Source organism: Azotobacter salinestris, assembly GCF_009363155.1.
GTDB classification, from domain to species: Bacteria; Pseudomonadota; Gammaproteobacteria; order Pseudomonadales; family Pseudomonadaceae; genus Azotobacter; species Azotobacter salinestris.
In genome coordinates this window covers 3,151,021-3,163,903 of the sequence record NZ_CP045302.1, presented here as the reverse complement: position 1 = coordinate 3,163,903, position 12,883 = coordinate 3,151,021, and the positions used below count along the sequence as shown (strand labels likewise).

At 65.7% G+C, this 12,883-nt stretch carries 10 protein-coding genes and 1 pseudogene; 5 read left to right on the top strand and 6 right to left on the bottom strand.

Annotated features, from left to right (window positions below; translation table 11 throughout):
- Positions 1-196: 196 nt before the first annotated feature.
- A complete protein-coding gene (locus tag GCU53_RS14595) occupies positions 197-1,633 on the bottom strand; it encodes an IS1182 family transposase (RefSeq protein ID WP_152388257.1) in 1,437 nt (478 codons plus the stop codon).
- A 202-nt stretch (positions 1,634-1,835) separates the two neighbouring features.
- Here GCU53_RS14595 and ilvD point away from each other — a divergent pair, with 202 nt between their 5' ends.
- Together ilvD and GCU53_RS14585 are read left to right on the top strand one after the other, a co-directional pair.
- Complete coding sequence (gene ilvD, locus GCU53_RS14590) at positions 1,836-3,674, top strand: dihydroxy-acid dehydratase (protein WP_152388256.1); 1,839 nt, start codon at positions 1,836-1,838, stop codon at positions 3,672-3,674.
- 210 nt (positions 3,675-3,884) lie between these two features.
- Entirely contained in the window at positions 3,885-4,340 is a 456-nt protein-coding gene (locus GCU53_RS14585) for a metallophosphoesterase family protein (RefSeq protein ID WP_152388255.1), read from the top strand.
- Between the two features lie 134 nt (positions 4,341-4,474).
- On the opposite strand, the gene GCU53_RS14580 is transcribed toward GCU53_RS14585, so the two are convergent.
- The 4 genes from GCU53_RS14580 to GCU53_RS14565 all read right to left on the bottom strand — a co-directional run bounded on the left by GCU53_RS14580 (position 4,475) and on the right by GCU53_RS14565 (position 10,272).
- Positions 4,475-4,753: a hypothetical protein gene (locus GCU53_RS14580; RefSeq protein ID WP_152388254.1), complete on the bottom strand. Its 279-nt coding sequence runs from the start codon at positions 4,751-4,753 to the stop codon at positions 4,475-4,477.
- Between the two features lie 264 nt (positions 4,754-5,017).
- Positions 5,018-6,091: an HD domain-containing phosphohydrolase gene (locus tag GCU53_RS14575; protein ID WP_152388253.1), complete on the bottom strand. Its 1,074-nt coding sequence runs from the start codon at positions 6,089-6,091 to the stop codon at positions 5,018-5,020.
- Entirely contained in the window at positions 6,081-8,975 is a 2,895-nt protein-coding gene (locus tag GCU53_RS14570; protein ID WP_152388252.1) for a hybrid sensor histidine kinase/response regulator, read from the bottom strand. Before GCU53_RS14570 ends, GCU53_RS14575 begins: the two co-directional genes overlap by 11 nt.
- Positions 8,976-9,129: 154 nt before the next feature.
- Positions 9,130-10,272, bottom strand: a complete 1,143-nt coding sequence (locus GCU53_RS14565) for an RNA-guided endonuclease InsQ/TnpB family protein (RefSeq protein ID WP_152388251.1) — start codon at positions 10,270-10,272, stop codon at positions 9,130-9,132.
- 299 nt (positions 10,273-10,571) lie between these two features.
- Here GCU53_RS14565 and GCU53_RS14560 point away from each other — a divergent pair, with 299 nt between their 5' ends.
- The 3 genes and pseudogenes from GCU53_RS14560 (at position 10,572) to GCU53_RS26155 (ending at position 12,172) form a co-directional block, all read left to right on the top strand.
- Positions 10,572-11,132 carry a hypothetical protein gene (locus GCU53_RS14560; RefSeq protein ID WP_244306779.1) on the top strand — a complete coding sequence of 187 codons (561 nt, stop codon included), beginning with the start codon at positions 10,572-10,574 and terminating at the stop codon, positions 11,130-11,132.
- A 71-nt stretch (positions 11,133-11,203) separates the two neighbouring features.
- A pseudogene (locus GCU53_RS26160) lies at positions 11,204-11,611 on the top strand (SRPBCC family protein); the annotation flags it as partial.
- Between the two features lie 54 nt (positions 11,612-11,665).
- Positions 11,666-12,172, top strand: coding sequence for a GNAT family N-acetyltransferase (locus tag GCU53_RS26155; protein ID WP_167520115.1), 507 nt, complete (start codon positions 11,666-11,668; stop codon positions 12,170-12,172).
- A 43-nt stretch (positions 12,173-12,215) separates the two neighbouring features.
- Here the strand turns inward: GCU53_RS26155 and GCU53_RS14550 are convergent, their stop codons facing one another.
- Complete coding sequence (locus tag GCU53_RS14550) at positions 12,216-12,731, bottom strand: dihydrofolate reductase (protein ID WP_152389911.1); 516 nt, start codon at positions 12,729-12,731, stop codon at positions 12,216-12,218.
- Positions 12,732-12,883: the final 152 nt, after the last annotated feature.

Sequence of the window (12,883 nt, the reverse complement as noted above, 5' to 3'; positions counted from 1 at the left end):
GGTAGCAGCCAGAGGTGAGCGGCAGCTTTGGGTCCAGGCTGTGTGAAAAGAGCAAAACTCGGGTTCTGCATCGCTCCTGGCCCATTGCAAGGGCTGGGATGGGATTTGGGCAGACATAGCGTTCTGCTTTCGGTAGTAGGTCTCGGAGGTCTCCGATGGCATCGGGAGACGGCAAGGGGCGTGGAAAAAGTCCTCCTCAGGACTGCAAGGCCGCCACCGCTCCGCGGATGCCCAAGATGCTCATCAACCGTTTGAGGTTGTAAGCGAGCACATGCAGGCTCATCTCCGTGCTCACCCGAGGCATCGTTTTAGTCAGAAAGTGCGTCGCGCCCATCCAGTGCTTGAGCGTGCCAAACGGGTGCTCGACGGTCTGGCGGCGGATGCCCATCATCTCTGGCTGATGATCGAGGCGACGCTGCATAGCATCGATGACGTCCTCGTGCTCCCAGCGTCGAACTCTCCTGAATGGCTCACTGGTGCATTGCGATCGGATTGCACATTGCTTGCAGTTCGAACTCCAGTACGCATGTGTCGTCAGGCCGGCCTCGAGATTCGTGTAGCGATAGATCAGGCTCTGCCCCGCGGGGCAGCGGTACTCATTCTTCTCCGGCACATACACAAAATCCTGCTTGCCGAAGCGCCCGTCCGCTTTGCTATTGGATGTCAGCGGCTTAGGGACATAGACGGTGATGCCAGATCGGTCGCAGGCAAGTATTTCTTCGCCCTTGAAATAACCACGGTCGGCGACGACGGTAAGGTCTTCAACCCCGATGGCGCTACGCGCCTGCCCGGCTATTGTCGCCAGTGCGGAGCGATCATGGCCGACATTGGTGACCTCATGGGCGACGATGAGGTGATGCTGAGTATCGACGGCCGTCTGCACGTTGTAGCCGACTACGCCGGTGCCTCTGCCACTGGTGGCCATGGAGCGCGCATCTGGATCGGTCAGAGAGATCTGTCCGTCCGGTGCTTCACGCAACTGCTGCTCCATTTCCTTGAGTGCCTGCATCTGCTGCTGGAGCTTTTCGAGCTTGTCCTGCAGGCGGCTGGCCTTGGCTTCGGCGACATCGGATTGCGTCCGGTCGGCGGTATCCATCGCCGCTAGATAGCGCTCGATGCTTCTCTCGATCTGCTCCATGCGGGCGCGGATCTTGCCCGGAGTGAAGTTGCGATCACGGTTGTTGACGGCTTTGAACTTGCTGCCGTCGATGGCCACCAGCGACTGCGAGAACAGGTCGAGTTGACGACAGAGCACGACGAACTGCCGGCAGACATTGCGGATGGCTTTGCCGTTGTCGCGGCGGAAGTCGGCGATGGTTTTGAAGTCCGGCGCCAGCCGCCCGGTCAGCCACATCAGTTCGAGGTTGCGCTGACATTCGCGCTCCAGGCGCCGGCTGGAGTGGATGCGGTTGAGGTAACCGTAGAGGTAGATCTTCAGCAGCACCGCGGGGTGGTAGGACGGCCGTCCGGTTGCCGCGGGCGCCACCCCATCGAATTCCAGGGTCGCCAGATCGAGTTGCTCGACGAAAGCTTCGACCACCCGAATCGGGTTGTCCTCGGCAACGAAATCCTCCAGGCATTCGGGCAGCAAACTGACCTGCGTCCGGCTTGCCTCCTCGATGAATCGCTTCATACGTCGCCCCCGCTGACGTTGCTTCAGCAACTCTAGGCGAGGACGACGTTTTCACACAGCCTGGGTCGACTTCAGCCACAAGCAACGGAAGACTCAACCCTTCACCCTATGCCCTCCCCGCCACGTCGCCCGCCCGATGCGCCCTCCCGCCAATCGCGCTATCCTGCGCAGTCCCGTATCCGCCTGATTTCCGAGAACCGTCATGCCTGACTATCGCTCGAAAACCTCCACCTTCGGCCGCAACATGGCCGGCGCCCGCGCGCTGTGGCGCGCCACCGGGATGAAGGACGAGGACTTCAAGAAGCCGATCATCGCCGTCGCCAACTCCTTCACCCAGTTCGTGCCCGGCCATGTGCACCTGAAGGACCTCGGCCAACTGGTCTGCCGCGAGATCGAGAAGGCCGGCGGCGTGGCCAAGGAATTCGACACCATCGCCGTGGACGACGGCATCGCCATGGGCCACGACGGCATGCTCTATTCGCTGCCGTCGCGCGAGATCATCGCCGACTCCGTGGAGTACATGGTCAACGCCCACTGCGCCGACGCGCTGGTGTGCATCTCCAACTGCGACAAGATCACCCCCGGCATGCTGATGGCCGCCCTGCGCCTGAATATCCCGGTGGTGTTCGTCTCCGGCGGACCGATGGAAGCCGGCAAGACCAAGCTGGCCAGCCACGGCCTCGACCTGGTCGACGCCATGGTCGCCGCCGCCGACGCCAGCTGCTCCGACGAGAAGGTCGAGGAGTACGAGCGCAGCGCCTGCCCGACCTGCGGCAGCTGCTCGGGCATGTTCACCGCCAACTCGATGAACTGCCTGACCGAGGCCCTCGGCCTGTCGCTGCCGGGCAACGGCACCACCCTGGCCACCCACAGCGACCGCGAGCAGCTGTTCCTGCGCGCCGGCCGGCTGATCGTCGAACTCTGCCAGCGCTACTACGGCGAAGGCGACGAATCGGTGCTGCCGCGCTCGATCGCCAGCGTCAAGGCGTTCGAGAACGCCATGACCCTGGACATCGCCATGGGCGGCTCGACCAACACCATCCTGCACCTGCTGGCCGCCGCCCAGGAGGCCGAGGTCGACTTCGACCTGCGCGACATCGACCACCTGTCGCGCCGCGTGCCGCAGCTGTGCAAGGTCGCGCCGAACATCCAGAAGTACCACATGGAAGACGTGCACCGCGCCGGCGGCATCTTCGCCATCCTCGGCGAACTGGCCCGCGGCGGCCTGCTGCACACCGACGTGCCGACCGTGCACAGCCCGAGCATGCACGACGCCATCGCCCAGTGGGACATCACCCAGACCCGGGACGAGGCCGTGCACACCTTCTTCAAGGCGGGTCCGGCGGGCATCCCGTCCCAGGTCGCGTTCAGCCAGTCGACCCGCTGGCCGAGCCTCGACACCGACCGCTTCGAGGGCTGCATCCGCAGCGTCGAGAATGCCTACTCCCAGGAGGGCGGCCTGGCCGTGCTCTACGGCAACATCGCCCTGGACGGCTGCGTGGTGAAGACCGCCGGCGTGGACGAATCCATCCTGGTGTTCGAAGGCACGGCGAAGATCTTCGAGAGCCAGGACGCCGCGGTGAAGGGCATCCTCGCCGACGAGGTGAAGCCCGGCGACGTGGTGGTGATCCGCTACGAAGGCCCGAAAGGCGGCCCGGGCATGCAGGAAATGCTCTACCCGACCTCGTATCTGAAGTCCAAGGGACTCGGCAAGCAGTGCGCCCTGCTCACCGACGGCCGCTTCTCCGGCGGCACCTCGGGCCTCTCCATCGGCCACGCCTCGCCGGAAGCGGCCGCGGGCGGCGCCATCGGCCTGGTCGAGGACGGCGACAAGATCCTCATCGACATCCCCAACCGCAGCATCAACCTGCTGGTGTCCGACGAGGAGCTGAAGGCCCGCCGCCTGCACCAGGACCACAAGGGCTGGAAGCCGGCCGCGCCGCGCGCGCGCAAGGTCAGCACCGCGCTGAAGGCCTACGCCCTGCTCGCCACCAGCGCCGACAAGGGCGCGGTGCGCAACAAGGCGCTGCTCGACGACTGAAGACCTACAGGCCCGCAGGATGGAAAACCGCGCCAGCGTTTTCCACCGGCCAGCGCCATCGGTGGGAAAGGCCTGCGGCCGTTTCCCACCCTACGCATCCGAAGAACCCCGCATGCTGGTGGAAACCTCTGCGGGGTTTGCTTTTTCGCAGAGGTTGACCCTTTCGCCAGGCAAAACTCGGGCAACAGGAAGAAGGATGGAGGTGCTGCGATGAAAATCGGCCTGATCTCCGACACCCACGGCCTGCTGCGCCCGCAGGCGCTGGCCGCCCTCGAAGGCTGCGAGCGGATCGTCCACGCCGGCGACATCGGCACGCCGGAGATCCTCGACGCCCTGCGCCGGCTGGCGCCGGTCACGGCGGTGCGCGGCAACAACGACCGGGGCGACTGGGCCGAAGCCCTGCCCCACAGCCTCGAACTGGAACTGGGCGGCCTGCGCCTCTTCGTCGTTCACCAGCCGGCCCATCTGCCGGCCGATCTGTCCGCGCGCGGCGTCAAGGTGGCGGTCTGCGGGCACTCGCACAAGCCGCGGATCGAGGAGCAGGACGGCGTGCTGCTGGTCAACCCCGGCAGCGCCGGCCCGCGGCGCTTCAAATTGCCGGTGGCGGTCGGATTGCTGCATATCGAGAATGCCGAGGTGCGTGTCGAACTGATCGAGCTGTCGTAGGGCGACGACGTTCGGCGGCCGGATATCGGATCCCGGAAACGACACCGCCGGGCAGACGGCGAGTCTGCCCGGCGGTGTTCATCGGCTCCGGAGGAGCCGCGTTCGCGGATGACCTCCGGCCTTGCGGGAGGGAATTACTGGTTTCCGTCCTTGGCGTCGAACTCCAGACCGCCGATGTACTTGACCGCGAAGTTGTACAGGGCGCAGCCGATCAGAACGGCGAGATAGCCCATGACCAGATAGAACAGCGGCACCAGCAGAATGGTGATGAACGGCGGACGGCCTGCCGCGGGCATGAACAGCGAGACGAACAGCAGGAAGGGCACGAAGACGAAGAAAGACGTGGCCGCCGTCAGAATGCCGCAGACCTTGCCATTTTGATGGGGGGACAAACGGGTAATCTGTTGTTTCATGTTCTGCTACTTCCGCCGAGATTGATTGATCCTGCTGTGGTAATGCTACCCCTGCAGGGGGGCGCCGGGCGAGCCTGAGGCCTTCCTTAAACTTGATATGGATCAACGGGTTATTTCGGAAGTTCAACGCCTGCGGCCAACTGCGACACTCAACCGCACGGAATGCGTCCGGCAACTGCCGGAAAGGCTGGGCCGCACGCCGATCCCGGCGAGCCCGGACGCCTCGGCATGTCGCCGCGGGACAGACCGCCGGGGCGCCGGCCCTCACTGCTCCCCCCGACGCTCATCGACCATCTCGGCGTGCAGCCTCTCCAGCTCGGGAAAGAGTCCGCTCATGACCTCGACCAGCTGCGGGTCGAACTGCCGGCCAGCGTTTTCCAGGATGAAGCGCTGCACCTTTGCGACCGGCCAGGCCGGCTTGTAGGGCCGCTCGCTGCGCAGGGCATCGTAGACGTCGCAGAGCGCGACGATGCGTGCGGCGAGCGGGATTTCCTCGCCCTCGAGCCCGCCCGGATAGCCGCTGCCGTCCCAGCGCTCGTGATGGTGGAGGGCGATGTCGGCCGCCATCTGCATCATGCTGGAGCCATGGTGGTCGCTCAGGATCTCATGGCCGATGCGCGGGTGACGGTTCATCAGGTCGCGCTCCTCGGGACTGAACTGCCCGGGCCTGCCCAGGATGCGGTCGGGAATGCCGATCTTGCCGATGTCGTGCATGGGCGCGGCCAGGCGGATGTTCTCGACCCAGGCCTCGTCCTGGCCCAGGGCGCGGGCCAGCAGGGCGGCCGACTCGCCGATGCGCAGGATGTGGTTGCCGGTTTCGCTGTCCTTGAACTCCGCGGCCCGGCACAGGCTGCGCACCACCGCCTGATGGCTGTCGAGCAGTTGCCGGGTGCGCTCGTGCACCTTGCGTTCGAGGTTGTCGCGCTCGCGCTGCAGGGCCTGGCTGGCCTGGCTCAGCTGCAGGCTGTTGCCGACCCGCAGCAGCAGTTCGGGCAGATCCACCGGCTTGCACAGGTAGTCGTTGGCGCCGAGCTCCAGCCCCCGGCGGCGGCTCGGCGCATCGCTCAGGGCGGTGACGATGAGCACCGGCCGGCTGCTGCGGTTGCGCCCGGAGAGCGCCTGGAGAATCTCGAAGCCGTCGGGACTGGGCATGTCCAGATCGAGCAGCAGCAGGTCCCAGGGGTTTTCCTGCAGCCAGGCCAGCCCCTCGGCCGAACTGGAGAAGCCCTTGACCTGGCGCAGGCCGAAGGCGCGCAGGGTCGCTTCGACCAGACGCAGGTTGGCCGGAGTGTCCTCGATCACCACGATCGTGCAGTCGCGCAGGTTTTCAGAGAGCACGCAGGGAACCCGTGTGGGAAAGCAGGGCGGCGACCAGCCCGCGCAGTTCGTCCAGGTCCAGCGGCTTGCCGAGCAGGCCCTGGCAGTCCAGCCTGGCCAGACGCTCGGCATCGGCGACCGCGCTGAGCACGACCACCGGCAGCGAGCGGGTTGCCGGATGCCGGCGCAGGATTTCCAGCACGCGCTCTCCGCCGAGGTCCGGCAGGTTCAGGTCGAGCAGCAGCAGGTCCGGCGGACTGGCCAGGATGCGCTCCAGGGCGGCCTTGCCATTGTCGATCACGCTGACCTCGCCCAGACCGGCCAGCGCCTTGCGCACCAGGAACTGGCTGGAGGGATTGTCCTCGACATAGAAGATGCGCGCCGCGCTCTCCGGCGCCTCGACAGGCACGCCGGCATCCTTCTCGTCCGGCACGAACGACAGCTCGATCCAGAAGCTGCTGCCGATGCCCGGCTTGCTGTTCATGCCCATGCTGCCGCCCATCAGGCTGGCGAACTGCCGGCACAGCGACAGGCCGATGCCGGTGCCCTGGATCGCCGAGTTCTCCTGCCCGAGACGCTGGAAGGGCTCGAACAGCTGCGCCTGCTTCGACTTGTCGATGCCCAGGCCGGTGTCCTCGACGATCAGCCGGATATGCCCTTCTGCCACCTGATAGGTCAGGCTGATCTGTCCGGCCGGAGTGTTGTACTTGAGCGCATTGGACAGCAGGTTGAGCAGCACCTGGCGCAGGCGGCGCGGGTCGGCACGGATCAGCAGCCCCCTGTCGGGCAGGTCCAGGTTGAGGTACAGCCCCCGGGCCTCCACATCCAGGCGAACCAGCTCGGCGCACTCGGCCATCAGTCCCGCCACCTCGACGGGTTGCATCTCCAGGCTGAACTTTTCCGCCTGGATGTTGGACCAGTCGAGGACGTCGTCGACCAGTTGGCTGAGATGCCGGCTGGCGGTCAGGATCTCGTCGAGGTAGGCCACCTCCTGCTCCTCGCCACGGGCGTCGTGGCCCAGGCGCAGCAGCTGGGCGAAGCCGTAGATGGCGTTGAGCGGCGTGCGCAGCTCGTGGCTGACGCTGGAGATGAAGCGCGACTTGGCCTGGCTGGCGGCCTGGGCCTCGCCGATGGCCAGGCGCAGGTCGGCCTCGGTGCGCTTGAGGGTGTCGATGTCCACGTGGGTGCCGGCCAGCAGGACGGCCTGCCCCGTGACCGGGTCGCGCTCGACCACCCGGCCGCGGCCGAGCAGCCAGTGATAGCTGCCGCGGCTGTCGCGGAAGCGGAACTCCGCCTCGCACAGCCCGCTGCTGCTGTCGATGAGCCGGAAGCCCGTCTCGACCCGCGGCACGTCCTCGGGATGTATGCGCGACATGAAGACCTCATGGTCGAGCGGGCCGGACGGCAGCCCGAAGCGCTCGCAGAAGCGCCCGCGCAGGCTGATCCGCCGGGTGCGCCAGTCATGCTCCCAGAGGCTTTCCGTGGCGCTGTCGAGCACCAGCTCGAGGCGCTCCTGGGTCCGCTGCCGCTGCCGCTCGCTCCGCTCGAGCTGCTCGCCCATGTGCCCGGCATGGCCGGCCATGGCGTCCAGCTCCTCGACCTGCGAGGTGACAGGGGCCGGGCGCCAGTTGCCCCGGCCGATCTCCTCCATCATCCGCGAGATGCCGTCGATGGGCCGCAGCAGCCGCTCGCTGAGGTGGCGGGCGCGCAGCCACATGTATCCGAAGAAGGCCAGGTAGAACACCACCAGGCCGGCGATCATCAGGTAGCCGATGCGCTCGTATTGCCCGGCGAGACCGTTGGTTTCGGCGAACACCGAAGCCTCGTCGACCACGGTCAAGAGGTGCCAGCCGGTCTGCGGAATGGTGGTCCAGGCCACCAGGCTGGGCCGGCCGCGGAGTTCCACCGTCAGCATGCCCTCGGGACGCTCGGCGATGGCGGCGGCCAGTCCGGCGGTCTCGGGGCGCCGGCGCAGGTTGAAGTCCCCGGGCTTGAACAGCTCGCTGTGGATGGCCTCGTCGTAGGAGTGCGTCGTCAGCTCGTCGAGGCCGAAATCGTCCTCGCCCGGTGCCGGCAGGGCCATGATGTTCAGGTCGTCGCTGACCAGCATGGCATAGCCGTTCCACGGTACCTCCAGGCGGCCGATCTGCTCCAGCAGGTTGCTGACGGTGATATCCAGTCCGACCACGCCCTCGAGAAAGTCGCCCCGGTAGACCGGTGCGATGGCCGACATCATCCAGCCGTGGCCGGCCGGATCGAGATAGACGTCGGTCCAGACCATGCCGCGCCCGGGGTTGTGTCGGGCGTCGGCCAGGTAATAGAAGTTGTAGTTGGGGATGACCATGTCATGGGGATATTGGTCATGGGTGAGGAACCACGGATAGATGTGGTTGTAGTTGTCCCAGCTGTTGAAGTAGAGACTGGCCACCAGCGGGTTGCGCTGCTGCAGCTCCTTCATCAGCGGATCGAGGCTGCTCATCCGCGCGACCTTGCCCAGGTCCTGGCGCTCCAGCGGCGTGGAGTTGGCGTAGAAGACCGCGCTGCCGCCCCTGTCCTCGGGACTGTAGCGCACCCCATCCGGAGTGGTCGCCAGCGCCGGCGGGGCGGGCGGCGTCGCCGGCGTCTCCAGCAGGGCCCGGGCGGTCAGGTTGCGGAACAGCTCGGTCAGCGCGCCGACCTGCGCCAGCTGCTGGTCGATGTTGCGCGACTCCTGGCGGGCCGACGTCTGCAGATCGAACAGGGCGACCTCACGCAGATGATCGATCTGCGCGTCGCGAATGGCGCCATTGCTGAACAGATAAACGGCGATCAGTACCGTTTCGACCAGCAGCAGCGGTATCAATGCGCTCCGTGCAAATGCTCGCCAGATCCATTGGCGGAGTCCGATACGGAAGGGGGAAGGCATGCGCGCAGCACCCGGAGCATGGGAGATAAAGAGCCAGTTACGCTAATGAGAAACAGAGTCATGCTTGGCGAGCAGGCACAGTAACGCAAACGCTGCTGTCTTCCAATGAAGGAACGTTGACTGCTCCCCTCCCTGAAGGAAGGGGATTCCCAATTCACCGAGAACCGGACAGCGGTACTTGACCAATGCCACTTACATTCTCTCCAAGGGCTAACACCGCCAGCCCGGCGGCTTTAATGTTGATCGCGGCATTCACGTCGCGGTCGTGTTCGGTTCCGCACTCCGGGCAGCTCCAGGAGCGGACCGGCAGAGGCAGCCGCTCAAGGATATGCCCGCAACACGAGCAACGCTTTGAGCTGGGATACCAGCGGTCGATGCCGACCACCTGCCTCCCAGCCCAGCCACCCTTGTACTCCAGCTGGCGCACGAACTCGCCCCAGCCGGCATCGGCGATGGCTTTGCCCAGCTTCGGGTTGCGGATCAGGTTCTTCACGGCGAGGGATTCGACGCAGACCACTTGGTTCTCGTTGATCAGTCTGCGGGACAGCTTGTGCAAGCGGTCCATGCGGCAATCGGAGATTCTGGCGTGAATACGGGCCACCTTCAGCCGGGCCTTGGCGCGGTTCTTCGAGCCGAGCTTTTTCCTGCTCAGCCGGTGCTGCGCCAGGGCCAACCGGGTGGCGTATCTGGCCGTATGGCGGGGATTGCCGATGCGTTCGCCCTCGCTGGTGACGAACAGGTCTTTCAGGCCCAGGTCGATGCCGATCATCTGCGGCGTGACGGGCAGGGCCTCAGGTTCGAACTCGCACAGGCAGGACACGAAGTACCGGCCTGCAGAGTCTTTGGAAACGGTGACGGTGGACGGCTCGCCAGGCAACGGCCGGCTCCAGCGGATATCCAGCGGCGTCCTGGACTTGGCTAGGTACAGCTTGCCGTCCCGGTAGCTGAACGCCGACCGGGTGAACTCGGCGGACTGGCGATGCTTCCTGCTTTTGAATGCCGGGTACTTCGTGCGGCCCGCAAAGAAGTTCCTGAACGCGGTCTGCTGATGGCGAAGACACTGCTGCAGCGGGACGCACGACACCTCGTTCAGCCACGGCAACTCGCCGGAGCGCTTGAGCCTGGTGAGTTCCGCATTGGCTTCCAGATACCCGACCTTCTCCTGCCGCTGGAAGAATGCATCGGTTCGCCAGCGCAGGACATGGTTATAGACAAAGCGCGTACAGCCGAACGTCTGAGCCAGCAATTGCGCCTGCTCAGGTGTCGGGTAGAAACGGTATTTGTACGCACGGTTCATGCATCACATGTTGCCATCCGCAATGTGAAGATGGCCACACCGAAACGGAGAAAGCGGGAACAGGGGCGCTCTGCGAGCGCCGCGCTATCCCTCCCCGGACTAGAAGTCCGGGGTTTCCCGCGCAAAATCAGATGAAGGAACGATGACAGCGGCATGCTGCCGATCGTCGCGCCGCCCGGGTCGAACCGTCGCCCCGCATGGCCTGCCCCGCCCCCGCGGGAAGCGCCGGTCCGACGTCAAGCTACACGCCGGGCAGCGCATGAGACCGGAGGGCCTTGCGGAGCAGGAAGGAATGCAAAATGGACATTGGGGTACGGGTGAAATACTGTGCGAAGGAATCCGTCCTCCTGGCCCATCGGCGGTCTGGACTTGCCGTACCACGCCCCACGGGGCTCCAGCCCTGCCGGCTGGCCGAGCTCTGGCGCTGGCTCATGATCACACTGCTTCGACTGATATCGCTTCTTCTGGGCTGCGCCTTGACCGTCGCTCCGCCCTATCTGCTTCGGCTGTTCGCCTCCGGCCTGGGAGAGCCCCATGCGGGCAATGCCTTCGCTACGTTCCTTTCGCCGATCCTGATGATTGGTTTGGCCCTCGGCACGGGGCCGTTGCTCATCGGCCTGCCCAGGCTGGTGGCTGGCGCGAAGAATCCCAGGGTGCGCCTGGTCGCCGGCGCCTTCCTGATCGTTTCGAGCGCGGGCTTTCTCGCCATCGGCCTCGATGGATACTTGACGCGGGTAATGACGCCGACGGTCCTGCTCGTCGAGGCCGTTCTGTTTGCGTTCTTCATCTGGCCGGCCTGGCACTTTTCCGCCAAAGGACCGCGCCACCCCAAGCACAAGGACCGGCAGCACAGCGGCTAGCAGCGCCCCATGCCTCGTGGAACGGCGTCTTCCGCTACCGAACCGGCGGGCCCCCACTCAAGGAGTCATCAATGAGCGGCCTCACCCTCAAAAAGACCCTTCACATCGATGCAGCTCCGGAGGCGGTATTCGCTGCGCTTACGACCCCGGACGACATCGTCGAATATTTTCCCCTGCAGAAGGTGACGTCCGACTGGAAAGAAGGCGGCGAGATCCTGCTGGAGGGCGAAAGCGAGGGAAGGCAATTCACCGATCATGGCGTGATTCAGGCCCTCGCGCGCCCCAGCCGACTCAGATACGGCTACTGGAGCGACAATCACGGCACGGAAAGAACGCCGGAGAACCATCTGACCATCGACTACCGCCTGTCGCCGGAGCGGCAAGGGACCAGGCTGGACCTCGAGCAGGACAACCTGAGGTCGGATGAGATGTTCGGCATCATGGACAGGGTCTGGGATGCCCTGCTCGGCAGCCTGAAGGGATACGTCGAGCAGCGCGCCCCATCGTCACGGACACCCCAAGGAACCCTCGGCATGACGATCAGGATACGCAGCGAAACCCAGGCGGACGTTGCAGTCATCGAAACCCTGACTGCGGCAGCCTTTCTCGATGCTCCCCATGGCAGTCATACCGAGCACTTCATCGTCAACGCGTTGCGCGATGCCGGGCAGCTATCCCTCTCGCTCGTGGCCGAGCGCGAGGGCGAGGTCGTCGGGCATGTCGCCGTATCGCCGGTAGCGATCTCGGATGGCAGCGCCGGCTGGTATGGCCTGGGCCCGCTCTCCGTGGCGCCGGAATGCCAGGGACAAGGGATCGGCACAGGGCTCGTGGAGCACGTGCTGACGGAGTTGCGCAGGCTCGGCGCCGCCGGCTGCGTCGTGTTGGAAGAACCGGAATACTATGGCCGCTTCGGCTTCAGGGCGGAACCTGCGCTTGTTCTGCCCGGTGTCCCGCCGGAGTATTTTCAGGCCATTGCCTTTGGTGCGGTGGTGCCGACAGGCACTGTGGCCTACCAGAAGGCGTTCGACGCCCAGGACTGACGCTGCATCGCGAGGCTGGGGATACCGCTTCGCCGTCCCGCCCCTACCCCCGCTCCCATACCTCGAAGGCATACCCCGGCGCATCCGTCGTGGCCGGGTGCTCCTCGCGGGAGGCGAGGCGCCAGTCGGCGGGGTCCCAGGCGGGGAAGAAGGCGTCGCCCTCGGGAGCGAGGTCGATGCGGGTCAGGTAGAGGCGTCCAGCCTGCGGCAGGGTCTCGGCGTAGAGCTGCACGCCGCCGATCAGCATGACCTCGCCGGCGCCCTGCGCGCGGGCCCAGGCGTCGGCGCGCTCCAGGGCGGCATCGAGCGAGGTGAAGGTTTCGGCGCCCTCCAGGGCGAGGTCCGGCTGGCGGCTGACCACCAGGTTGAGCCGGCCGGGCAGCGGGCGGCCGAGGGAGTCCCAGGTCTTGCGGCCCATGACCACCGGCTTGCCGAGGGTGGTGGCCTTGAAATGCCTGAGATCCGCCGGCAGGTGCCAGGGCATGCGATTGTCGCGGCCGATCACGCCATTGGCGGCGACGGCGGCGATCAGGGCGAGGGGGAGTCGGGGCGTGTTCATGGCGGCGAGGATAGCAGAGCTCCGGCTCACGTGCCGTCACGCCACCGCCACGGGATCGTTATCCGGCCATCGCCGAAGCGTCACCGCGCTCGGGCAGGCTGGGCGCTCCATGTCCCAAGGAGAGGAACCGATGTCCCGCATGCCGTCCGTAC

Bases quoted from the DNA above. Each gene is read 5' to 3' on its own strand.
- GCU53_RS14550 (WP_152389911.1), bottom strand. From the start codon at position 12,731: ATGAACACGCCCCGACTCCCCCTCGCCCTGATCGCCGCCGTCGCCGCC.
- GCU53_RS26155 (WP_167520115.1), top strand. From the start codon at position 11,666: ATGACGATCAGGATACGCAGCGAAACCCAGGCGGACGTTGCAGTCATC.
- GCU53_RS14580 (WP_152388254.1), bottom strand. From the start codon at position 4,753: ATGAAACAACAGATTACCCGTTTGTCCCCCCATCAAAATGGCAAGGTC.
- GCU53_RS14585 (WP_152388255.1), top strand. From the start codon at position 3,885: ATGAAAATCGGCCTGATCTCCGACACCCACGGCCTGCTGCGCCCGCAG.
- GCU53_RS14595 (WP_152388257.1), bottom strand. From the start codon at position 1,633: ATGAAGCGATTCATCGAGGAGGCAAGCCGGACGCAGGTCAGTTTGCTG.
- ilvD (WP_152388256.1), top strand. From the start codon at position 1,836: ATGCCTGACTATCGCTCGAAAACCTCCACCTTCGGCCGCAACATGGCC.
- GCU53_RS14565 (WP_152388251.1), bottom strand. From the start codon at position 10,272: ATGAACCGTGCGTACAAATACCGTTTCTACCCGACACCTGAGCAGGCG.
- GCU53_RS14570 (WP_152388252.1), bottom strand. From the start codon at position 8,975: ATGCCTTCCCCCTTCCGTATCGGACTCCGCCAATGGATCTGGCGAGCA.
- GCU53_RS14560 (WP_244306779.1), top strand. From the start codon at position 10,572: ATGGACATTGGGGTACGGGTGAAATACTGTGCGAAGGAATCCGTCCTC.